We start from the raw sequence: 21,898 nt of genomic DNA, 5'->3' as shown, positions 1-21,898 counted from the left end.
CTGTATGAAATTTGCGAACACTAAATGCATAGATCCGAATTAAAAGTATTAAGTAGTTAAAGTTTTGAGGGCGTAGTATTTTAATCACTAGATTTAAGAGTTTGAGTTACTTTTGCAACGCAGTGAGTGTTTGATCAATCCAGTCACAGTTGAAAATGATGGTGTAGATGCGATTATGAACTTCGAGCCTGTTGGCGTGTTTGACAACAAGTCCTGATAGCAAAAGCTCTGTCTGGTCGGGGTTGTCAGCTGCAGTGACTTCTTCTTGCTGCCAAACTTTACGATAGAGCGTTAGCAGTTCAATGGCGCGGAGAGGGTCTTTGAGCAAGCGATCGCGAATCGTCCTTAAATGTTCTGGTTCGTCATTAAATTCCCAGTTTTCAATAATGTGAGTTCGCACCAATTCCTCAATCCAAATAGCTTCCTGGTTTGTCGGAATTTCAGACTGAGAATTGCGAATCAAACGACAGATTTTTTGAGTTAGGAAAGGCTGTCCATTAGTCCAGCCAATCACTTCTCGTAATACGGCTTGTGGGTTTTTTACTTTTTCTGCTAAACCTTGGAGTAAGGGCTGTGCTTCGTGAAGCTGAAAGTCTTTGAGCGGAATGGCCTGCCCAATATTAAATGGAGTACGAATTTTGTCGTGAGTCAGCTGTGAAGGGGTGGCAACGCCAAATAAGGCAAAGGTGAGACGCGCATAATCAGCATGATCAGCGCGTTTGTTGTAGCAGGCACGAAGCAATACAAAAAAGTCGTCAATCTCAAAGTCGAGATTGATTACGCTGTCAATCTCATCAATGAAAATAACAATTTTTTCGGGAAGGTGAGTCAGTAAGACATCGTAAAGGAAGTCTCCTAAACGCTGTACAGGTGATAGAAAGCTGCGATCGCGCCACCAAGTTCGAATATCAACCCGATCCAGCAAATTAAAGTTGCTGGCAAGAGAATAGATAAATCCTGCATACCACTGCTCATCTGAAAGCCGTCGATTGCCAATTTCAGAAATGTCGATCGCTGCACAGACAAAGCCCTCAGCTTGAAGTCGTCGCATAATCTGTACCCGTAAGCTCGATTTACCCATTTGGCGAGCATTGAATACATAGCAAAACTCACCGCGTTTGAGTCCGGCATAGAGGTAGCGATCGGCTTGTCGAACCACGTAAGTCGGGGCATCCAACGGCAGGCTCCCGCCTACCTGATAATCATAGGTAACTGCGTCTTCTGCACTTCTAAGCAGCGCATTTTCGATCATCAATTCTGCCTGCGTTGCCTTGAGGATTTGCAGCGTTTCGGATAACTCTTGCGTGCGCTCAACGACCTTTTCTTCCAAAATTTCCTTTTGTCGCTTTTGGTCAGTGATATCTTCGATAATGCCTTCGTAATAGAGCAGATGACCATCTTCATTTCGCACTGCCCGGGCATTTTCCTCAACCCAAATGATGCTGCCATCTTTGCGATAGCTTTGATACACCATATTCTTTACTTCGCCGGTGTCTGACATATATTGGCGAAACGCCTCTCGCCCCACCGGATCGACATACATTTGCTGTTCAATGTTAGTCACGCTAGCGATCATTTCATGTGGAGAAGCGTAGCCATACATCCTTGCCATTGCTGGGTTCACGCGAATAAAGATACCGTGTGGCGTGGATTGGTAAATCCCTTCCAGGGCATTCTCAAAAATGCCTCGATAGTTTTCTTCTGCAATTTGGAGTGCTGCTTCTGCGCGCTTTTGCTCCGTGATGTTGCGAATGATCATCAGCACCTCATCCTTGCCCGTGACAACCATTCGCACTTCCTCATATTGCAAATGCCCGTCAATCGAAAGCTGCTGTTCGTAGACCTGCATTGCCCCAGTTTGCAGCGTTCTTTGGATGTAGTGCATCCGTCGCTGAGCTTCTACAGGCGGCAATGATTCATAAACCGTGGTTCCTATCTGAAAATGATCACTGCTATGGATAGCCAGCCGATTTCTACCCTGAATATCTCGATAGGTGCCATCGCGACTGACCCGAATCAGCAAATCTGGCATGGCTGCAATCAAAGCTCGATTATTTGCCTCACTCTGCTGCAGCGCCTGTTCTGATTGCTTGCGCTGCGTCATGTCTCGGACAATGACTAACACTTCGTCTGGGTTGAGCGGAATCAGTCGCGCCTCTTCGTAGTGATGGTTTCCCTCCAGTTCCAGGTCATATTCATAAACTTGTAGTTCACTGGTGTTGAGTGCTTGTTGGACGTAGTGCATTCGCTCTTGAGCACTGTGGTGGGGCATCAGGTCGTAGATGTTTACGCCAACGTGAAAACTGTCTTCCTTCAGCATCCGGGTCGTTCTGCCGGGGATAGCCCCCAAGTAGGTGCCATCACTGCGAATCCGCATGAGTAAGTCAGGAATAGCGCTAACAATTGCCTGGTTGGTGAGTTGCGCCTGACGCAATTCCTCCTGGGCGCGCTGGCGTTCGGTGATGTCAATGCCGACGACAACGATCGCCGCTCCCTGCTGGTATTTTTGAGCCGCAAACAGGTAATAACGCTCCTCACCATTCACCTGAACCGGAATTTCTTCGGAGGCAGAGTTGGTGGAATTGTTGAGGAAGTTTTGGACAAAGGTAATGTATTTGGGGCTATTGCCAACGGTCCCAATCGGGTTGCCCACAATTGCTTCGGGCGTGAGGTGGAGGCTTTGAGCCAGGTAAGAATTGATGCCTAAATAAATGCCGTCCGAAGCAATCCAGGAAATCGCTCCGGGAACCGCATCCAGCACCGCCTCTAACTGTTCGTTTGCATTGGCTAACTCATCTTTGGTTTTCTGTAGGTCTGCGTTGCGCGTTTCCAGGGCAATAAAGGAGTCCTGAAGTTGACTTGCCATCTGGTTAAAGGATTGGGCTAACTCACCTAACTCATCTGTACGATTGGTTTCAACGGGTTTGTTCCACTCACCTTTGGCAATATCTTTGGCGGCAGCGTTGAGGCGCAAGATAGGTTTGGTTACCCAACGGGCTGTGACAATGCCAACACCAATCGCGGTGATGAGGGAAAGGACATAGAGAATAAACGTGGCGCGAGTGTTTTCGCGAATTTCACCCGTGAAGTCAGCTTCAGGGACTACTACTACAATCAGCCAATCGATGCCGCGCCCATCTTGAAAGGGCAAGACCTGCACCAACTGTTGCTGTCCGTCGAGTTTGTAGTTAAGCTGTTCTGCCTGCTGAATGGCGCTGAAGTTTTGGAAATGTTCTTGTAAGTAAGTAGCAGTGCCGCGAATCAACGGATCGGTACTCTCCCAGGCAAGGCGATATTTTACGTCGTCTCCCTGTTCCTCAATCAGTTTTTCTTCAGTAGAGGTGGCAACGAGAGTGCCTGAACGCTCCATGATAAAAGTTTCCCCCGATCGCCCCACTTTCAAGGTTTTCAGGAAAGCACTCATTTCAGCCGGTAGGATAAAGTCAGTCGCACAGACCCCAATCAGTTGGTTATTGCGATCGTAAACCGGAGAGCTGGCAGTGATAGTGGGCAGTTGGGTATCAAAGTCTAAGTAGATTTCGCTCCAGGAGGCATCCCCACGGGCTTTGGCGGCTCCATACCAGGGACGAACGCGGGCATCAAATCGGTTGCTTCCGACCCCCTGTAAAGTAGTGCGATCGCCCACGCTATTCAAGTTGTAATAATGTCCTAGATGACCCGTCTTCTGGTTATAGGTGATCAGTCGCAGAGAGCGATCGTTCTCGTTGCGACCGACCCCCAGTAGCGAGCCATCCTGTTCACTAGCACAATAAATTAGGTTGGTATTAGGGTAAATTTTGGCTTGTTCCCACAGTTGATTAAATCCTTCAGCTTCGAGAATGTTGATATCCCCTTCTACCAGAGCGCTGGCATTCACCCGATTCAGTGAGTGAGGAATATCGACATAAGATTGAAGCTGTTGTTCAATGCGGGCTGTGATTTCATAGCGAAGTTGAGAAGACAGGTCTTGTACGGTTTCCTGTCCATTGCGGAAGGAGAAATATCCAACGAGTCCGATCGCTCCGGCAAGCTGTAGCACAAAGGGAACGATCAGAATCGCCCGCAATGATGAAGGACGTAATCTCGTCATGAAGGAATTCTCTCTGCGAGGCGATCGCGGAAATATTGAGCATAGAGCGCACAGCTTGGAACAGCCTGATTTCCCTGGAGATGCACTAAACCTAAACTTTGTAGCCGAAATGCTTGAACCAAGCTCAATTCAACGGGCTTTGTCGCCGCAACCACTTGAGCAAAAGCAGTGGCTAACTCTGGGTGCTGTTGCAAATACCAAAGCTGCCGTTGCAGGTGGTCGCTGTAAATTCCAGTGGCGATCGTGGAAGGCTGCAACACCTGCTCTAAAGTGACATCCTGATGCCAGATATGATAGAGCGCCACCTGAATTAAGTAAGGATAACCTCCCACCAAATTCATCAAATGGTCAGTCTGTTCTTCTGCCCAGTTCAGCCCATGTCGCTCTGCTAAATCCTGGACTTGCTTGCTTGTAAAAGCTTTCAGCTCAATCGGTAAACCTACATTAAATGGAGATGAGTTTACATTTAGCGGAATGTAGACTTCTGTCGAGTGAGCAACCACCAGTCGCAACTGCTTCCAAATATCGCGATTTTTGGCTTCTTCGTGCCAGGTTCGCAACAGCCCAAAAAACTCATCTGCCAGATCAGGATACTCAAACAGGCGATCGACATCGTCTAATGCCAGAACCAACGGCTGTGCGATTTGGGGTAATAGATATTGTTCGAAATAAATCTTGCAGCTAATCTTACTGCCAAATAGATCGTCCCAATACTCGTCCAAGCGTTTGGGAATCTCTAACCCTAACCCCACGTTGGCACAAAACCATTGCAGGAACGGATCAAGATCGCGAAAAATATCCTTATCCGCCAACTGAAAACTCAACGATACCGTTTGGCAGCCGCGCTGAGCGGACTGACGCAAAATCCTGCTCATTAGTGAGGTCTTACCCATGCGGCGAGGCGCTTTGATCCGAATTAGCCCACCTGGTTGCAGAACCGTTTTATAGCAGTCCGCTTCGATCGCTGCTCGTTCAACATAAAACGTAGAATCTAAAGGAACTTGCCCTCCCGGCAAATCGGGTAACTGTAGTCCTATCTCCTCCGCCTCTGAGCCTTCAGGCTCCTCCTCCTGGGCATCTGGATGATAATAATCACCCTCTTTTAGAGTCAGCTTAAACGCCCTAAAACCGACCTTTAAAGTTTGCTTGTCTACACCTGCCTCACAAGCTAGCATTTTCATCAGCGTATCTACAGCCAAACCCGTACGCTCACTCAGCGCCTCTAATGTGTAGCGATGTCCGGCATTTTCCTCAAATTCTGCGTCCGATTTGGCCTGTTGAAATCGATCTAATCCCTCTGGAGTGAGGATTACACCGCGTCTGCGTCTGCGTTTTGGTTGCCCAGTTTGTACCATAGCTACACATTCAGTCAGACACACTTGCAACAGTATTTACACTATATACCTTGTATCTCTGCTGCTAAACAGTTTTTCTTCAAAATCGCCTATCGTTGTCTACGTGAAGGTGAAAACTAAGCGGATACCAAGACTGACGTGGGTTTGCGCACGTTCTATTAGGATTAAGCAGAACTAAGCGGAGCAGCGCTAGTGCAAATTGAGTCTACGTGAAATCACTCAATTGAGTGAATTTCTTTCTGAGATAAGCTTATCGGCTCCTGACTTAAGTCGCGTTCATCTGCTGGCAGTGGTTGTGTTGATAGGTCAACCCTTTAAGAATAGGGCGATCGCCTATCTTTCACTCAAAAACGCTTAAGTTCCTGCTTAAAAGCCTAAACCCCGATTGTTGATAGGGGGCATCAAAGCCAAACTAGATTCAGTTGCAGGAACAGCCGGGTTGCACTCCGCTCCTACTAAGCCTCGCTTATTGAGCAAATGGTTTAGCCCCCGCTAGCTCCTTTGCTTAGCAACGCCCCCTAACTAAGTATCTTCAGGAGAACGACCATGTTACTCACTTACCGTGGCTCAAGCTATGACTCGTCTGCTACTCAGGTCAACCTTGATCAGGTCACAACGGGTCATTATCGTGGCAGCGACTATCAGCTTCGTCAATACGCAGCAATGCCACAAATTACACAGGAATTGAAATATCGCGGTATTTCCTATACTCCTGGTGTAACTCGTCGCAGTGCTACAAGAAATGGCGAGACTGGCTGGCAACCTGCAACTGCCTAGTTATACCGTTTCTACATGAAGCCGTATATTTTGGAGCGTGCCCCGCGTACGCGGGGCACGCTCCAAAATATACAGCCTTAAAAAGAACTGGTATTAGATCTGAACTAAAAGATAGGGGACATATCTCATTTGCCCCAACGTCCCCTATTTTCTCTAAAATCGATTGCTCTTAAAGCCTCCCCTGAATTAAGGAGCAAAGTACATGCAACGCCCCTCACGCTATCAAGAAGTATCTAGCACTGCTCAACCTAACGTTGGACAAGTTAGTTTTTACGACAGCCTAATCGGAACCTTGATCATCGTCCTGCCGCTTTTGATCGCAGTCGGAGTTATTTTTCGCAAAAGACATCGAGCTTCTGCCCTGCGAAAGCAGATCGCAGTTCTAGAGCAGCTATGGCAAATCAACTTGACTAGAGATGATTGTCATTAAGAGGTGATTGTCATGAGTCCATCATAAGTTGTGAGTTTGATAACTCGTGATTAATCACAAATGACAATAATCTAGTGTGTCTTCTGAACGGCCCTCACTCTACATCTTTCTCCCACCAGAGAAGGACTTTAATCCGGCTCCCTTTTCTCTTTGGAGAATGCAAGTCTCCAAATTCGCCCTTTAAATCGCCCCACTTATCCAGCCGTGTCAACCCATGAACAACTTACTTCGCGCACAATGGTTTGCTTTAATTGCTCGGTTAGAAACTTTGCCTCTTCTCTGGATTGTGCTAACCCTTACTTTGCTTGAAACCGTTGGAGAAAGCGTGTTAGCTGTGCCGGTGGCGATCGCCAAACTCGGTATTGGGGCAGGCGTTGGAACTGTGCTGTCATTAAGTGTGATAAATGGGTTGATTGTAATGGCGATCGCCAGAGCAGCTCGAAACGGTTCAGTTCACCCTGAAGATGCCTATTTAGGAGTTCTAACGATTCCTCTGTTAGCCAGCTTATTTGTGCATGGAGCTGTAATTTGGCAGTATCCTACGAGTTTTTGGGTGGGTGCCCTCGTCAGCATATTGTTGTTAGCAATACCGCTGATGCTGATTCGTCAGGGTATTCTTACTTCCAGAACTGTATTAGAATTGCGGCAAGATACACGAACAGATCGACAAAGTACTTTTTCTCTTACCTCAAACGGTCAACCTCTCGCTGCTCAGGTTTGTTTGAGTTATGCCAGGGGTGCAATTCATCTACAGACTTCTGCTGGCACGGTTTTTGATGCTCCATTGCTTCACTTCGCCTCTTTTTTGCTGCCCACTCGCTTTACTCGTGAGTTGCGAGTATCGGCCTATCAAATCACCGCAAACGGCAGGTATGAAGGTTTATCTGCATTCCTTGAAGTGAATAACGGTGGTGAAACCAAACAGTACGATTTGAGCCTGACGAATGGACGGTTGCTTCTGCCGCTAACGGGTAAAATGTGCAACCTAAAGGTTATCTTTATCCAGGATGTTGATCTTAATGTTGGTCAACACGCTGATAGAAATCTTGCTCAAGCATCAAACTACTAACTCAGTAACAAATTCACGCTGTCAAATGTTGCTTAAGCCTAGACACAAATTAGAACGCAATTGTTTGATGAGCAGTGCCGATTTTCGTATCACTGGGCTGAACGTGATAGAGGGCGATCGCCAATGTATTGTCCCTAAACTGGTAGATTGGCGTGAGTGCCTTGCCCTGCCGGGTGAGCGTAGACTGAAGGCGATCGCTTGGATTATAGACAAACACGTCGCTAAACTCATGTTCAGTCCACTGCAACTCATCAACTGTAGCTTCAGTTAACAGCAACAGTTTTGTGTTGGAGTGAAGCCGATGTCCAACCGGCATAATTCCTCCAAACGGCATGTCAGAGATCACGAGTGGCTGCTGAGATTGATTAATTTGTTCGGCAACTTTCACATCAAACTCTGACCATCCCCACCAGGTATCCGCCTGCATCGTGACTACATTGGAAAGAATGCTGCCGGAGAGCAATATCACTGTGATCACTTGCCATAATCTCAATTGAACTAGATTTGTGGTGTTGCGGACAAGCTGAGATGCCAGCAGATAAGCAACGGTGAGATGAATTCCTAAGTAGCAGATAAAGAAGTAGCGATCGACCGCAGAACGCCGACCCGCCGTGACTAAGTCAGGCAAAAGAAATGTGGCAGTCGTAACGCCCATTAGGGCAAAAAGCAGTATCCAAACTTGCCTGGTGCGACGTTGAAGGTAATAGACTGCACCTGCAATCAACAGCAAAATGCCTGCACTCAAACCAATCAATATGCCATTTAGAGAAGACGATGGAATAGAAACGAAAGCATGACAGAGATTCAGGCTCCAGCTTTTGACAAGTTCCGTAAAAGGCAGTGGCACTTTTGCCCAATTTGTAGTGAGAACCAACCGTTCTCGGCTCATCCACATCACTCGTAGCCAGGGAAGAAAACTGAGAACGGCAATTGATGCACTCATTAAGTAGGCGATCGCCGCTCCAGTTAACCGAAAACGCTGTATCGCCAACACATACATTCCGTGACTCACCAATACCAGTACGGAAAATACGTGACAGTAAAGAGCAGCGATCATGGCGATCGCATAAACTCCCCAACCTACTGTCGTCTTCTGCCGTATTGCCTTCAACAGGAAAGTAGAAGTAATCAGGATGAGCAAAATCCACATACTGTAAGGTCTTGCCTCCTGTGCATAGCGAATATAAATCGGTGCGGTTGCCATCAGTGCGGTTGCCATCCAACCAACTAGCGGGAGGGCAAATAACTCCACACAAAGCCAATACATGAACGGCAATGACAGAATGCTGAACACGACAGACAAACTTCGCAGCGACACAATAGAACTGCCGAACAGTTTTGCCCAGGCTCTCACAATGACAAAGTACAGGGGAGTATGCTGTGAATCTTCTTCGGCGATACGTTGAATGGTGGCGATCGCCCCATGCTCAGGAGAAACCTGCTGGTAGGGGCGTAATGCCTCCACATCAATAATCTGCCCATTAAAAAGCTGCATCACCTCCTCAATTTTGAACCCCGAAATTCGCAAAGAGGTGTAAGTTTCGTCGTGCCAGTAGGGCTTTTGGTCTAGATTAACTAGGCGAAAGAGAACACCAAAAACTATTACAATTGCCAGTGCCATCTTCAACCCCTGTATCCAGGGTTGTTCGTATTTCATCATTGGAGTACCCTCTCGGGGTTGGTAAAAGAGAGTTTGTTCGCTGAGTTACATTGATGTATTAGCTGCTGTAACGCTTTTCCAGCCAAATCCGAGCTTCTTGTTCAGAATCAAAATAATGGCGTTTTTCTGTCGTCACATCGTAAATTTGCAGGTAACGCTCGCCCTGACAGTTATTCTTCCAGACAACTTTAAGGTCGGTTGAACCGGGTGAATTGTTAGTGAACAGTTGCCAAATTCTGTCGAATCGGCTGTCTTTAACGAAAATCCAACAGGTCTTGATTGCAGTAGTCAACATAATAAGCCTCTTTGTTTTGTCTAATATTGCAGTGGGGCAATGTGTAGTAAGTTACGTTGAGATTTTGTTGTGTCCATAGTTAGGCGATCGCCCCCGTCAGCTTTGGGGTTGAAGTGTTTCTGACTTTGGCTCAACCCGCTTGGGTAATGTCCTCAGGAGAAGCGATCGCCATATTGGTGAGAAATGGCCGCAATGCTTGAGGATGCATAAATGAGAGATATTGAGAGGCGATCGCAGGTGGCAACAGTTCGATCAGCAAGTGGTTTTCGACCCAAAACTCAATCACCTCAAAATAGTCGTCACGATTGCAACGAATCATATGCCAGTCCTCACGTTGGGCGATCGCTCGAATCTCCTCCTCACTCACTGGAACAGAAATTGCAGCGTGAGTTGCCGTGTAGGCAGAGGAATTGAGGTTTTGTGCAAACTGAGCTTCCCTCTCTTCCGTTCTAGGAATCAGTTCAGTTCCTCGTGGCAAAAGTTCAATTAGCGTTCCGTTGATGTCCAACGGGAGCACCATATAGGCACCGTCACAAGGTGGAAAAGGAGCAAATTCCCCTTGCCATAGTTCTGCTAAAACTTGAGCAACATGGCGCGGATTGTCAACTGCAAGTGAAATGTGATGAATCATGATATAACCTGTTTCCTGTAGCTCTACACAAGCGAAAGTGATTGAAGGTGGGCTATTCGTAAACCCAGCACTTCCCAGTTGATCAATGATTAATGACTAATGGTTATTGACTCGTGATCAACATTCACTTAGCATAAAAAAACTCACTCCCTCTGTCGGTCAGAGAAAGTGAGATCAAAGGTCAGAAAAAGTCTGCTAAGAAAGTGGAGGCAGAGTCTCTTATTGTTGAGAGTGTTGGTGCGGTTGCTCTTCGGCTACAGCGGGAAGTCCATCGGCGATCGCCTCTTCCAGATTGGCTCCTTCCAGATTGGTATTGCTCAATCTAGCTCCAACCAACACGGTTTCTCGCAATTTTGCTTGGCTGAGGTTAGCCTCAGTGATGTATGCCTCTGTCAGATCAGTCTGTTCAAGATTCGCTTGACTTAAGTTTGCGCCAACTAAATCAACGCCCTGAAAGTTTGCTCCTTGTAGGTTAGCGCTGGTGAAGTCTGCTCCGGTTAGCGTGGCTCGTTTTACATTAGCTTCCTGAAGCAAAGCGCCGTTCAAGTTTGCCCCGACCAGAATTGCAGCACTCAAGTCTGCCTTTGTCAGAGTGGCATTGCTTAAATCTGCGCCACTTAACTCTGCGGCGTGTAAATAGGTGCTTTGCATATTTGCGCCACTCAAGGTAGCCCCAGTTAGAATGGCTACGGCAAAGTTAGTGCCTTCTAAATTGGCGTTACTCAAGTTTGCTTCACCGAGCTTTGCCCAAAATAAGTTGGCGCTACTTAAGTCAGCCCCAGTTAGGATAGCTCGACTAAAATCTGCTCCTTGCAGCACAACCCCACTGAGATTAGCTTCAGTTAAGTCGGCTTCTTGCATTTTCACCCCAAACAGATCGGCCCGCTCAAAGTTGGCTTGGGTGAGAATTGCCTGACTCAAATCTGCGGCATGGAGAAATGCGCCAGTGAGGTTTGCCTCAGTCAGATCAGCGCCTCGAATGTAAGAAGTGATCAGATCAGCGCCGCTCAGGTCAGCCTGCTGAAGATTGGTTCTGCCGTAGCCTTCAGCCCCTTCACTGTTACCTGACCAACTCATTTGCGCGGCTGTCAGTCTCGCCTGGGTGAGATTTGCCTGAACCAAGTTTGCAGCCCTAAGATCTGCCTGAACTAAGTTTGCGCCACTTAGATTCGCTTGGCTCAGGTTAGCACCTCGCAAATCTGCGCCTTGAAGATTTGCATTCTGTAAATCTGCGCTGCTCAAGTCTGCACTGCTCAAGTTACAACCTTGACATTCCTTAGTGCTCAACAGTTGTTGGACATCTTCCTCATCTGGTGCAGGAATGGAGACTCCTTGTGATTCGGCTGGAACACCATCTGCGCTCTGATTTGAAGCTTGGTTTGGGGTTTGTACTGCTACCTGAGATGAACAGGAGGAGAGAAAGGTGAGCAGTATTGCTCCAGTGGCGATCGCTCTTAATTGCATAATCTTTTGTTTCCAAAGGTGAATGAGTCAATTTTTCTAAAAACAATTTTCAATTCAGCCCCACAACTGAGCTGAAAAGATGACTTGGAGATAGAAGCGGATAAGTTTAAGCAAACGTTTTTATCCTAAAATTCTGCTTCAAGCGTTGTGTCAGCAGGAATTTTTAGGAGAAAGGTTCTCTTGCTAGCGGGTACAAAGCGATAACTACTACAGACTCATGAATGTCCCTAACAGCAGAAATAACAGTTTTGTTTCTGCATCAAACCTGGTTGACTGACAAATCTTCTGATGTAGGTTGGGTGAAAAACGTGAAACTCAACACCCACCTGAGTTCTGTTGGGTTGCACATTCGCTTCACCCAACCTACGAGATACTCACAGTTCTGGGAGTTTTGTCAGTCAACTAGGCATCAAACTCAGTAGAAGAGACAGCACCGATTGTTTGCCGAGAGTTGTGGAACATAGCAGACTTAGGGTGAGTATTTTGGGGTTTTACTTAGAGATGCCTCTGAAGCTTCAGAACCAGTGGGTTTTAGAAGGCACTAACAACTCTGCGTTCCAGTTGGAGCCTTAGAACGAACTGTATTCAGTCAGATTTATTCAATCTTGCAGGGGATTGTAAAGAAATTAAGTCTTGTAAGGTAGAGCTTTTCGATCCCTGTTATTTCTAATACCCTGTGTATCCTAATCTAATGGGTTCATCCCAAATTTTGCGGTAACTTTACGTAAGCTTTAAACCAGAAGATTGAGAATCTACTCATAATCGGTTGGAGGATTAAAGTCGGTTAAAACGGTGAAAAGCTTGTGTCCCATATCTTTTATCCCGCTGAGCTAAGGATAGAACTGACTGTTGGGTTATTCTACCTGGAGAAAGAATCAAAAGAGCCAGACTACCAGCGAATTTCAGTGCCCTTCAGTAAATTTGCGGATACCCTAGGGTGCGCTCATAAAGAAAGCATGAAGTCGCTAGGTTGCTACAATCAGGCAGACTGATTGATTTTTCTGAAGTGCATAGAAGATCATAATCAGTCTCTAAAAGACACGGATTCTGCTTTTTCTGCCTGAATAAGCTAACAAAATGGAAAGCCAATCTAGCTCGTTTTGGAGTTAACTTTTTGTGTCTAGGCTAAAAGCCGTGTTGAGCTTCAATTCTTGAATGTGGCTCTGAAAATCCTACACTCCGGCTCTCCAAAATGGGTTGAACTGTTAAGCTTCTTCAACCTACATTTCCTCTTAATTGAGCTGTTGCTTTCGTTATTTATTTCTAATAGTTTAGATTCCTAAAGCTTAGATAGAGTTCCCGGAATGCCCCCTTCTCAACCGCTTGACACTCGACTCGGTCGCCCAGTTGGCGATCGCCAGCGTTATCTTCTTACCGACCTGATTAGCAATGGGGGTATGGGTGATGTGTTTTTGGCGACCGATTCGCTGTTGGGTCAGCACGTTGCGCTGAAAGTCTTAAATGAGCGGCTTGCGGTTGGAGAGTTGAGAAAGCGGTTTGAGCGAGAGGTGGCAGTGATTGCAGCGTTGCAAAGCGATCACATTGTTCAGGTGATGGATTATGGGGTAACGGCTGAAGGCAATCCCTTTTATGTGATGGAGTATCTACACGGGCAGACATTGGGACAGCTTTTGCGTCAAGAAAAGCGCCTGTCCGTTCCCAGAACTGTGAGCATCATCCATCAGGTTTGTTCTGGATTGTTTCTGGCTCATCAAGGCGTTCAGCTTCGTCAGGAGGTAGGGGTTGAGCGGGTCAAGGTTGTGCATCGTGACCTGAAACCAGACAACATCTTTTTGGTGACTACCACACTGGGAGAATGGGTCAAAATCCTAGATTTTGGCATCGCTAAGATTCGCAGCGATCGCTCTGAGCAAACTCACGTTACAGAGATGTTTTTGGGCACGTTTCGCTATGCGGCTCCAGAGCAGCACGGCATGGAGGAAAATCTAGATGAGCGGGCAGATATTTATAGCCTGGGCATCATTCTCTACGAAATGCTTTCTGGCTCTGACCCCTACAGCTTTGACCCCGAAAGTAAGACACAGCATCGGTTAACTGGAGTAGAGTGGGCAGTGGCTCATTTAACTAAATCGCCATTGCCGCTGCGACAACAGTCTGGCTGCGACGACATTTCACCCGCAGTTGAAGCGGTGGTAATGAAATGTTTGGAAAAAGCTCCGGCAGATCGCTTTGCCTCGGTTATGGAGCTAAACCAAGCGCTTCGTGCGGCCTTCCAAAATGGTGATCGCATTCCTACGGCAGCTAGAAAACCCATCAAACCACGCAAGCCAGCCGAGGCAGAGCCAACGATGGCGGTTAGCCCTCCTCTACCTACGCCCGTCCCTAATGCTGCTGCAAAAGTTAGTTTAATGACTCGGTTTGCCCTGTTGCTAGCCGGATCGGGCATCACAGCGGTGCTGCTCCTTGCAGCAGGAAGTTATGCTGGGTGGTCGCCGTTCCTGGGCACCAGCAAATTCGATGCGCTTGAAGAAGTTTCTAACTCGTCGCTAACCCCGGCGAGTGTCGTCGTCCAGGAGCCTCAATCTGAGGCAGCACAATCATTGTCTGGACACATGGATACCGTTTGGGCAGTTGCCATTAGCCCCGATGGGCAAGCTCTCGCCAGTGCCAGCTTTGACCGCACCGTTAAATTTTGGAATCCGTTAACTGGAGAATTGCTGCAAACGGTGAACGCCCACTCGGATGCGGTACGGGCGATCGCCTACAGTCCAGATGGCAAAACCCTCGCCAGTGGCAGCGGCGACAAAACGATTCGGATTTGGGATCTGCAAACTCAAAAGTTAGTTCGTACCCTTTCTGGACATTCTGGACCCATCTGGTCAATCGCCATCAGCCCTGATGGGCAAACCATTGCCAGCGGCAGCTACGATGGCACCATCAAGTTGTGGAATCCGCAAACGGGAGAGCTGCGGCAAACCCTAACTGACCACTATGACTCGATCTGGTCGGTCGCCATTAGCCCCGATGGTAAAACTCTGGCAAGCTGTAGCTATGACGGCACTATCAAGCTGTGGAACCTCCAGGATGGGAAATTACTCCGTACCCTTTCTGGACACAGCGATGCAGTCCGAGCGATCGCCATTAGCCCTGATGGTAAATATCTGGTGAGCGGCAGTTGGGATAAGACCGCTAGAGTTTGGGATCTACAAACTGGACAGGTGCTTCACGTCCTGGAAGGTCACGAAGACCGGGTGTTGGCAGTCGCCATTAGCCCTGATGGAAATACGATCGCCACAGGCAGCACCGACCACACTCTCAAAACCTGGAATTTGCAAACTGGAAGGCTGTTGCGATCGCTTAACGCACACGCAGACTGGGTGCTGGCACTCACTTTTAGCCCTGATGGAAGAACTCTTGTGAGTGGCAGTAAGGATAAAACTATTAAAATCTGGGACTGGCGCTAGGGATAATTCAAAACTTAAACCTGGCGAACAGCCGTCCATCAATTGCTATAAGCCCTACAAAGATTAGCGCCATACCTGCGAAGGTATTCCACTCTAGACTTTCACCCAGCACAAATACACCCAGCAATAGCGCACTCAGGGGAATCAAAAAAGTCACTAACAACAGGTTTGTTGCACCTGCGATCGCCAGAATGTGAAAGTAAAGCAGATAGGCGATCGCGGTACTGAACAGACCTAATGCCAACAGTGCACTCATGCTTGCCCAATCAGGGTTTGCTGTCCAGGGACGCTCCAGCACCAGTGTGAGTGGAGCCATCATGATTGCGGTTCCACTCACCATTCCAGCGGCGGCGACGGCAGCCGGAAGTTGCCGAAACCGTCGTCCATAAATGCCCGCACAAGCGTAGGAAAAGGCAGCCAGCAACACGGCAAATTGCCCAAGCCCTTTGAGCTGCAATCCGCTAAGAACTTCTGTGCCCACTAAAACTGCTACGCCGAAGAAACCACAAATGACTCCTAACAGTCGATTAACGCTCAGCTGTTCGTCAGCCGTGAGAAAATGCGCTAACACTACGCCAAACACAGGGGTGGTGGCATTGAGAATTGCGGCAAGGCTACTATCAATATGCAGTTGCCCCCAGCTAATCAAGCTAAAAGGAATCAGGTTATTCAAAGCGCCCATGACTAAAAATTCACGCCAAACTTTGGCTGAGGTAGGTATCTGATGTCCCTGAAAATAGGCGAACGTGGTGAGGGCGATCGCTGCCAACACCACTCGTCCCAATACAACCGTGAGAGGCCGTAAATCCTGAAGCGTGAGTTCTATAAAAAAGAAAGAACCTCCCCACAGCACAGATAAGAGAATCAGCAAAAGCCACGCTGTGGTCGTCATCGTAGGAGTCTTAGCAGGTTGTTTCATGGCGATCGCCTCTTTCGGCACGACCACAGCATAAAACTCCTGTCAGCAGAAAGTCTGGCTATTTTCGGACTTGGGTATTGCTCAACCTTTTGATGGGAAAAACCTTGTGCTCCAAAAAATAACCCCGATCGCCTGACCGGGGTTAAAAAGAAGTTTCTAATTCCATACTTCTATCTTCTCTCGAAATGTTTCTCACGGCATTTCCAAATTGCTGAGCGAATCTCCGTCATATTGCGTATTTTTAAGAGTGTTACGTCCTACAAAGGACGTTTATTACTTTTCAAACTCTGCTATTTCCTCTGAGGAGCCGCTGCAAAAACAAACTTTAACAATCAATTAAGAGTCTTACGAAATGTGTGCAGGGAAAACAATTTTTTCTGTGAATTTGTTGCATTGTGGAATAGCTAAAATGCTTTTGAACCAAAGGCTCCAAACTTCAAAGCCACATTTGTTTGTAGAAAATAACCCAATGTGTTGAGAATGATTTCTAACAGCAGAAAGAGGCAATGTTGACTCCCTAGATGAACCTCGATACATTGAGGGGTAGAGAGATAAAACAGCATCAACTAGCTGATAGGGGGAAAGAGGTATGTCTACAGTTGAAGGAGTCTTACAGTCCTTTGAGCAAATGCGTGGAAATCCCATCGCATTAGAGCTCCATGTAACGACGGCTGTTTGCGAAGGGCTCAACATTGTTCTAGCAAGTTTTCAGGCACTATATCTGCAATATCAAAAGCACCATTTTGTCGTTGAAGGGGCTGAGTTCTATTCGCTCCATGAGTTCTTTCAAGATAGCTATGGTGAAGTAGAAGGTCACGTTCACGAAATTGGCGAGCGGCTGAATGGGCTAGGTGGCGTTCCGGCTGCTAGCTTCACCAAATTGGCGGAGCTATGCTGCTTTACTCCCGAATCGGATGGGGTATTTTCTTGCCAGCAAATGGTTGAGCATGATTTAGCGGCTGAGCAGTCCGTTATTCAGGTGATTCGTCGTCAGGCTGGGCAAGCTGAGAGCTTGGGCGATCGCGCTACCCGCTACCTCTACGAAAAAATCTTGATGGAGACAGAAGATCGAGCTTTCCATCTCGATCATTTCCTGGCTCACGATAGCCTCACTCCAGCGTTTGCGCTAGCTAACGGTAGCAACTAGATGCAGCGATTGAGTCGTGATAGAAGCTGAAAGCAGAAACGTGACTGCGGACTGTACTAGAAATAGGGTTGAAGTTAGGGTTGAGTTAATGTCATAACACCCCTATCTTTGGTAAGAATTTGAGCGTGAAGGTGTCGCCTTCGCGCTCAAGTTTATTTTGGGATTGCGGCAGTTTGGCAGAAGTTTAGAAACGGCTGATACAGAAGTTGCTGTTGCTGGCGATACAGTATGATCAATCAGACATTTTTCGTAACAAAGCCCTGTTACGGTTCTATGTCGAGTTGAACAGTTAGTTTGGAACAGTTAAACGGTTGAATTTCTCTACTGCCTACTTATTGGTTTCTCACGGAAGCCGTGATCCTCGCCCTCAAGTTGCTATAGAAGAATTGGCACGCTTGATTCGCGATCGTCTGGCTGCCGAAATTCCTGTCCCAGAGGAGCTACAAACAACTCCCCTCCGGTTGCCCTTTGGTAAAGCTAGACTACAGGCTCCCCGCCGCCCAGCGCAGCGGGTCATGGAATCATCGCCGCTTGTAGGTACTGCCGTTCTAGAGCTAGCTCCTTTGCCGCTGCACCAGCAAATCCAGCGGTTTGGCGATCGCGCCCGGGCCGCAGGTTACGGTCAGGTAAAAATTCTGCCCCTGTTTTTGCTGCCCGGTGTGCATGTGATGGAAGACGTTCCGGCTGAACTGGCGATCGCCCAGGCTGCTCTAGGGGAGAGTATTCGCCTTAGCTTGTGTACCCATCTGGGCAGCCATCCTCGGCTCAGAACTTTGCTCACCCTCTCCGCTGACACGCCACCAGAAGTTGCCAAAGTGATAATTTCTCATGGCAGTCGCCGACCCGGAGGAAACCAGCCTGTAGAGGCGATCGCTCAACACATGGGAGCAGCCCCCGCTTACTGGTCAGTCTCTCCCAGCCTAGATTCTCAGGTCGCAGCACTCGTAGAAACTGGCAACCAGGCGATCGCCATCTTGCCCTACTTTTTGTTTGCCGGAGGCATCACGGATGCGATCGCTCAACACTTGCCCCACCTCGCCCAGCGGTTTCCTCACATTCACCTGTATTTAGAAGACCCGATTGGAGCCAACGCCGAATTAGCTGACATCGCTATAGAACTGCTGCTTGCCTAAAAGTTATAGCTCCTTTCCCTTTTTTTACTGTGTACACGCTCTAACCTTCACTTACCCAACCCTCCCACTTCCATGCATCAAACTCCAGGCAAAGTCTACCTAGTTGGAGCCGGACCAGGCGATCCCGGACTATTTACCCTGAAAGGAAAAACCTTGCTGGAGTGTGCCGATGTTGTTGTTTATGATGCGCTGGTGAGTCCGCAAATTTTGGCGATGATCGGGTCGCAAGCAGAGCAAATCAGCGCAGGCAAAAGGCGGGGGCGACATTCGCTTATTCAAGAGGAAATTACTCAGCTTTTAATCGAAAAGGCACAAACTCACGCAATTGTAGTGCGGCTGAAAGGTGGTGACCCGTTTGTGTTTGGGCGGGGTGGCGAAGAGATGGAAGATCTGATCAAGGCAGGTGTGTCTGTCGAAGTAGTACCGGGAGTGACTTCTGGAATCGCCGCTCCTGCTTACGCTGGAATTCCCCTAACGCATCGGTTACACAGTTCTTCAGTAACGTTTGTGACAGGTCATGAGTCCGCCGGGAAGTATCGTCCGGCAGTCAATTGGGGGGCGATCGCCCACGGCTCTGAAACGATTGTGATCTACATGGGTATTCACAACCTTTCCTACATTGTCGAGCAACTCCACACAGCGGGTTTATCACTCACTACGCCGATCGCTCTAGTGCGCTGGGGTACCCGTCCTGAGCAAGAAGAATTAATTGGCACACTAGAAACTATCGTGCAGCAAATTGAGGAAACGGGCTTTGAGGCTCCGGCGATCGCCGTTATCGGCTCAGTCGTTAATTTACACGCTGTGCTCTCCAAAGTTGAAATTCAAACAGTGGAATCGTGACGCGAAATTTACGCACCTATCTTTCAACTCACCACATCATCAAAAATTTCGTAGCATACAGGTGAGGATCGCGTTGCCTAACGTATCCTACGAAACTCTGAAGCTGCCTACGGGTGATATGGCAAAACGACGAACTTTTCTCTATGGAGCAGCAGGAGCATTAGGCTTTGGTGCCTCTTGGCTTGCTGCTCAACAAGGCTTTAGCTCCACTTCCCAACGGACGTATGATTCGGATCAAGGATTGGCAGCCAGCAAGAATCACCTATCCAATGATGACAATAGCCGAGCTTCTCTAAGCGATCGCGCTGCCTCAAAAGGGTTACTCTACGGAGCAGCCGTTACCGCACATAGAATATCCTCAGATGCAAGCTTTGCAGCTTGCGTTGCACGAGAATGTAATATCTTAGTTGCAGAAATTGATTTGAAATGGAAAGCTCTGCGCCCTGCCCCTGACCAGTTTGATTTTAGTCGGAGCGATCGCCTACTCGACTTCACTCAGCGTCACAATATGCAGTTTTGCGGACATACATTAGTTTGGCACAACGGTTTACCTAATTGGTTTGAAAGCACCGTTACAGCCGACAATGCAGAACAGTTTTTGCGAACTCACATTCAAACCGTAGTGAGTCAGTATGCAGGCAAAATGCACTCCTGGGACGTAGTGAATGAGGCAATTTTGCCTGCTCACGGACGGCAAAACGGATTACGAGGAACGCCCTGGTTAAGCCTACTTGGAGAAAGTTACATCGAGATTGCCTTTGAAACTGCGGCTCAAGCTGACCCAGACGCAATGTTGGTTTACAACGACTTTGGGCTGGATTATGACATCTCTGAAGAAGAACGCAAACGTACAGCCGTTTTGGAACTCCTTTCAAGGTTACAATCTCGTGGTGTTCCTATCCATGCACTAGGCATACAGGCACATCTACATGGTGACTTGACTCACTTTAATCCAGATAAACTTAGGAGTTTTATTCAGGATGCTGCCAGCATGGGTCTAAAGGTTTTAATTACAGAACTGGATGTATCCGATCGCCGCTTACCTCGTGACATTGATACTCGCGATCGCCAAGTCGCCGAAGTGTATGAAGCTTACCTTACTGCCGCCCTCGCAGAACCGTCTGTGATTGCCGTTCTCACTTGGGGACTGAGCGATCGCTACACCTGGCTTACTCACTTCCAACCCCGTTCTGATGGTGCCGCTGTGCGTCCCCTACCACTGGATGATCGGCTTCAACCCAAACGGGCATGGAGGGCAATCGCTGATGCTTTTGATGAAATGTCTGAGCGTGATGGATGAGGGCGAGCGCTTCTACTCCCAATCAGTCATGACTCACAGTGATAATAGAAGGGTTGAGTATAAGCATCCAATTTGTCCCCAAAACTCCCCGAATTTGACTTAGAGGTTGAAGCAACTACAGAACGGCTCGATCGCTACCTAGCTGAGCAGTTGCCCGATTTGTCGCGATCGCGCCTGCAAAAGCTGATTGAGCAGGGACAGGTCTGGGTGAATGGGCAGGTTTGTACGTCTAAGAAGGCAGTGGTGAAAAGGGGCGATCGCATCTCACTCACCATTCCTGAGGCTCAACCCCTGGACTTGCAGGCAGAGGACATTCCCCTGGACATTCTCTACGAAGATGAGCATTTGCTGATTCTGAATAAACCCTCTGGACTGGTGGTGCATCCTGCGCCTGGTCATGAAGCGGGGACGCTAGTCAATGCTTTGCTGGCGCACTGTGGGCAGCTACCGGGAATTGGTGGCGTGCAGCGACCAGGCATTGTGCATCGGTTGGATAAAGACACGAGTGGGGCGATCGCTATTGCAAAGACCGATCAAGCACACCAACATCTGCAGGCGCAATTTAAGGCAAAGACGGCTCGACGAGAGTATCTGGCGATTGTCTTTGGCGCACCTGCGGCTGAGAGCGGCACGGTTGACTTACCGATTGGGCGGCATCCGGTTGACCGCAAAAAGATGGCTATCGTGCCTGAAGAGAAGGGAGGACGGCGAGCCGTCACTCATTGGATTGTCAAAGATCGGCTGGGAAATTACACATTGATGCAGTTTCAGCTTGAAACGGGGCGGACACACCAGATCCGGGTGCATACGGCGCAAATGGGGCATCCGATTGTGGGCGACCCGGTTTATGGGTCTGGGCGATCGGTCGGGGTGAACCTGGAGGGACAGGCACTTCATGCCTGGAAGCTGAGATTGCAGCATCCGGTGTCAGGGGAATGGATCGAGGCGATCGCCCCTCCACCTGAAACATTTACCGTGCTCTTGAGGGTGCTAAAACGGCGGTTTGCTTCACAAATCTAACTTCATCAAATGAAAAGTGTCACAATCTCGCTTTGTATTTCTTAACAATAGCCTCATCTTGCTTCTACCTTTGGGTAGACCTTAACTCGCTTAAATAAAAGCTTTCTGCAAATCTTAAATAAAAATAAAAATTTTTGAAAAACGCTTGATAAGTATAATTACCTCTACTAATTGTAAACAAATGTGTCGAAAAATTCTTTTAAATGAAGGCGAAATGCCTGTCTTTTATGGGTTCACGCCGTTCTTCTGCACAGGGTTATACAATTTCACAACTTGTAACAAATAATGGCTTTACCGCATTGTATAAAGATTACCGGAAGGGTACAAATGACAGGAAAAA

Annotated in this window: 17 protein-coding genes; 10 read left to right on the top strand and 7 right to left on the bottom strand. The window is 47.9% G+C overall.

The genetic code is table 11. The annotated features are described in order from the left end of the window. Positions 1 to 106: 106 nt before the first annotated feature. Together H6G00_RS26035 and H6G00_RS26030 are read right to left on the bottom strand one after the other, a co-directional pair. Positions 107 to 4,090: an AAA-like domain-containing protein gene (locus H6G00_RS26035; RefSeq protein ID WP_190798945.1), complete on the bottom strand. Its 3,984-nt coding sequence runs from the start codon at positions 4,088 to 4,090 to the stop codon at positions 107 to 109. Then, entirely contained in the window at positions 4,087 to 5,445 is a 1,359-nt protein-coding gene (locus H6G00_RS26030; protein ID WP_190798944.1) for an AAA-like domain-containing protein, read from the bottom strand. Before H6G00_RS26030 ends, H6G00_RS26035 begins: the two co-directional genes overlap by 4 nt. A 223-nt stretch (positions 5,446 to 5,668) precedes the next feature. On the opposite strand from H6G00_RS26030, the gene H6G00_RS36290 reads away from it, so the two are divergent. The 4 genes from H6G00_RS36290 to H6G00_RS26015 all read left to right on the top strand — a co-directional run bounded on the left by H6G00_RS36290 (position 5,669) and on the right by H6G00_RS26015 (position 7,721). Beyond that, positions 5,669 to 5,803 carry a hypothetical protein gene (locus H6G00_RS36290; RefSeq protein WP_277881971.1) on the top strand — a complete coding sequence of 45 codons (135 nt, stop codon included), beginning with the start codon at positions 5,669 to 5,671 and terminating at the stop codon, positions 5,801 to 5,803. A gap of 188 nt (positions 5,804 to 5,991) precedes the next feature. Next, positions 5,992 to 6,222 carry a DUF4278 domain-containing protein gene (locus tag H6G00_RS26025; protein ID WP_190643955.1) on the top strand — a complete coding sequence of 77 codons (231 nt, stop codon included), beginning with the start codon at positions 5,992 to 5,994 and terminating at the stop codon, positions 6,220 to 6,222. A 202-nt stretch (positions 6,223 to 6,424) separates the two neighbouring features. After that, a complete protein-coding gene (locus tag H6G00_RS26020; RefSeq protein WP_190643954.1) occupies positions 6,425 to 6,652 on the top strand; it encodes a hypothetical protein in 228 nt (75 codons plus the stop codon). 214 nt (positions 6,653 to 6,866) lie between these two features. Next, a complete protein-coding gene (locus tag H6G00_RS26015; protein WP_190798943.1) occupies positions 6,867 to 7,721 on the top strand; it encodes a hypothetical protein in 855 nt (284 codons plus the stop codon). A gap of 49 nt (positions 7,722 to 7,770) precedes the next feature. Here the strand turns inward: H6G00_RS26015 and H6G00_RS26010 are convergent, their stop codons facing one another. From H6G00_RS26010 to H6G00_RS25995, 4 genes are all read right to left on the bottom strand, one after another. Then, the gene (locus tag H6G00_RS26010) at positions 7,771 to 9,381 is read right to left on the bottom strand and encodes a glycosyltransferase family 39 protein (RefSeq protein ID WP_190798942.1); all 1,611 of its coding nucleotides are present in this window, start codon (positions 9,379 to 9,381) and stop codon (positions 7,771 to 7,773) included. A gap of 58 nt (positions 9,382 to 9,439) precedes the next feature. Then, entirely contained in the window at positions 9,440 to 9,676 is a 237-nt protein-coding gene (locus H6G00_RS26005) for a hypothetical protein (RefSeq protein WP_190798941.1), read from the bottom strand. Positions 9,677 to 9,806: 130 nt separating this feature from the next. After that, positions 9,807 to 10,307, bottom strand: coding sequence for a hypothetical protein (locus H6G00_RS26000; RefSeq protein WP_190798940.1), 501 nt, complete (start codon positions 10,305 to 10,307; stop codon positions 9,807 to 9,809). Positions 10,308 to 10,526: 219 nt separating this feature from the next. After that, complete coding sequence (locus H6G00_RS25995; RefSeq protein WP_190798939.1) at positions 10,527 to 11,771, bottom strand: pentapeptide repeat-containing protein; 1,245 nt, start codon at positions 11,769 to 11,771, stop codon at positions 10,527 to 10,529. 1,304 nt (positions 11,772 to 13,075) lie between these two features. Here H6G00_RS25995 and H6G00_RS25990 point away from each other — a divergent pair. Continuing rightward, entirely contained in the window at positions 13,076 to 15,196 is a 2,121-nt protein-coding gene (locus H6G00_RS25990) for a serine/threonine-protein kinase (RefSeq protein WP_190798938.1), read from the top strand. A 7-nt stretch (positions 15,197 to 15,203) separates the two neighbouring features. On the opposite strand, the gene H6G00_RS25985 is transcribed toward H6G00_RS25990, so the two are convergent. Continuing rightward, positions 15,204 to 16,088 (bottom strand): DMT family transporter, encoded by an 885-nt coding sequence (locus H6G00_RS25985; RefSeq protein WP_190798952.1) that lies wholly within the window; start codon positions 16,086 to 16,088, stop codon positions 15,204 to 15,206. 616 nt (positions 16,089 to 16,704) lie between these two features. On the opposite strand from H6G00_RS25985, the gene H6G00_RS25980 reads away from it, so the two are divergent. The 5 genes from H6G00_RS25980 to H6G00_RS25960 all read left to right on the top strand — a co-directional run bounded on the left by H6G00_RS25980 (position 16,705) and on the right by H6G00_RS25960 (position 21,558). Continuing rightward, positions 16,705 to 17,262 (top strand): Dps family protein, encoded by a 558-nt coding sequence (locus H6G00_RS25980; protein ID WP_190798937.1) that lies wholly within the window; start codon positions 16,705 to 16,707, stop codon positions 17,260 to 17,262. Positions 17,263 to 17,573: 311 nt separating this feature from the next. Beyond that, positions 17,574 to 18,395, top strand: a complete 822-nt coding sequence (locus H6G00_RS25975; RefSeq protein WP_190689091.1) for a sirohydrochlorin chelatase — start codon at positions 17,574 to 17,576, stop codon at positions 18,393 to 18,395. 72 nt (positions 18,396 to 18,467) lie between these two features. After that, complete coding sequence (gene cobA / locus H6G00_RS25970) at positions 18,468 to 19,238, top strand: uroporphyrinogen-III C-methyltransferase (RefSeq protein WP_190643945.1); 771 nt, start codon at positions 18,468 to 18,470, stop codon at positions 19,236 to 19,238. Between the two features lie 73 nt (positions 19,239 to 19,311). Then, positions 19,312 to 20,538: an endo-1,4-beta-xylanase gene (locus H6G00_RS25965; RefSeq protein ID WP_242042505.1), complete on the top strand. Its 1,227-nt coding sequence runs from the start codon at positions 19,312 to 19,314 to the stop codon at positions 20,536 to 20,538. Positions 20,539 to 20,610: 72 nt separating this feature from the next. Next, positions 20,611 to 21,558 (top strand): RluA family pseudouridine synthase, encoded by a 948-nt coding sequence (locus H6G00_RS25960; protein ID WP_190798936.1) that lies wholly within the window; start codon positions 20,611 to 20,613, stop codon positions 21,556 to 21,558. Positions 21,559 to 21,898: the final 340 nt, after the last annotated feature.

Origin of the sequence: Leptolyngbya sp. FACHB-541 (genome assembly GCF_014695875.1) — a bacterium.
Classification (GTDB): Bacteria; Cyanobacteriota; Cyanobacteriia; order Elainellales; family Elainellaceae; genus JAAUTN01.
The sequence above is the reverse complement of the archived record's forward strand: the minus strand, read 5'-3'. Positions and strand labels throughout refer to the sequence as shown.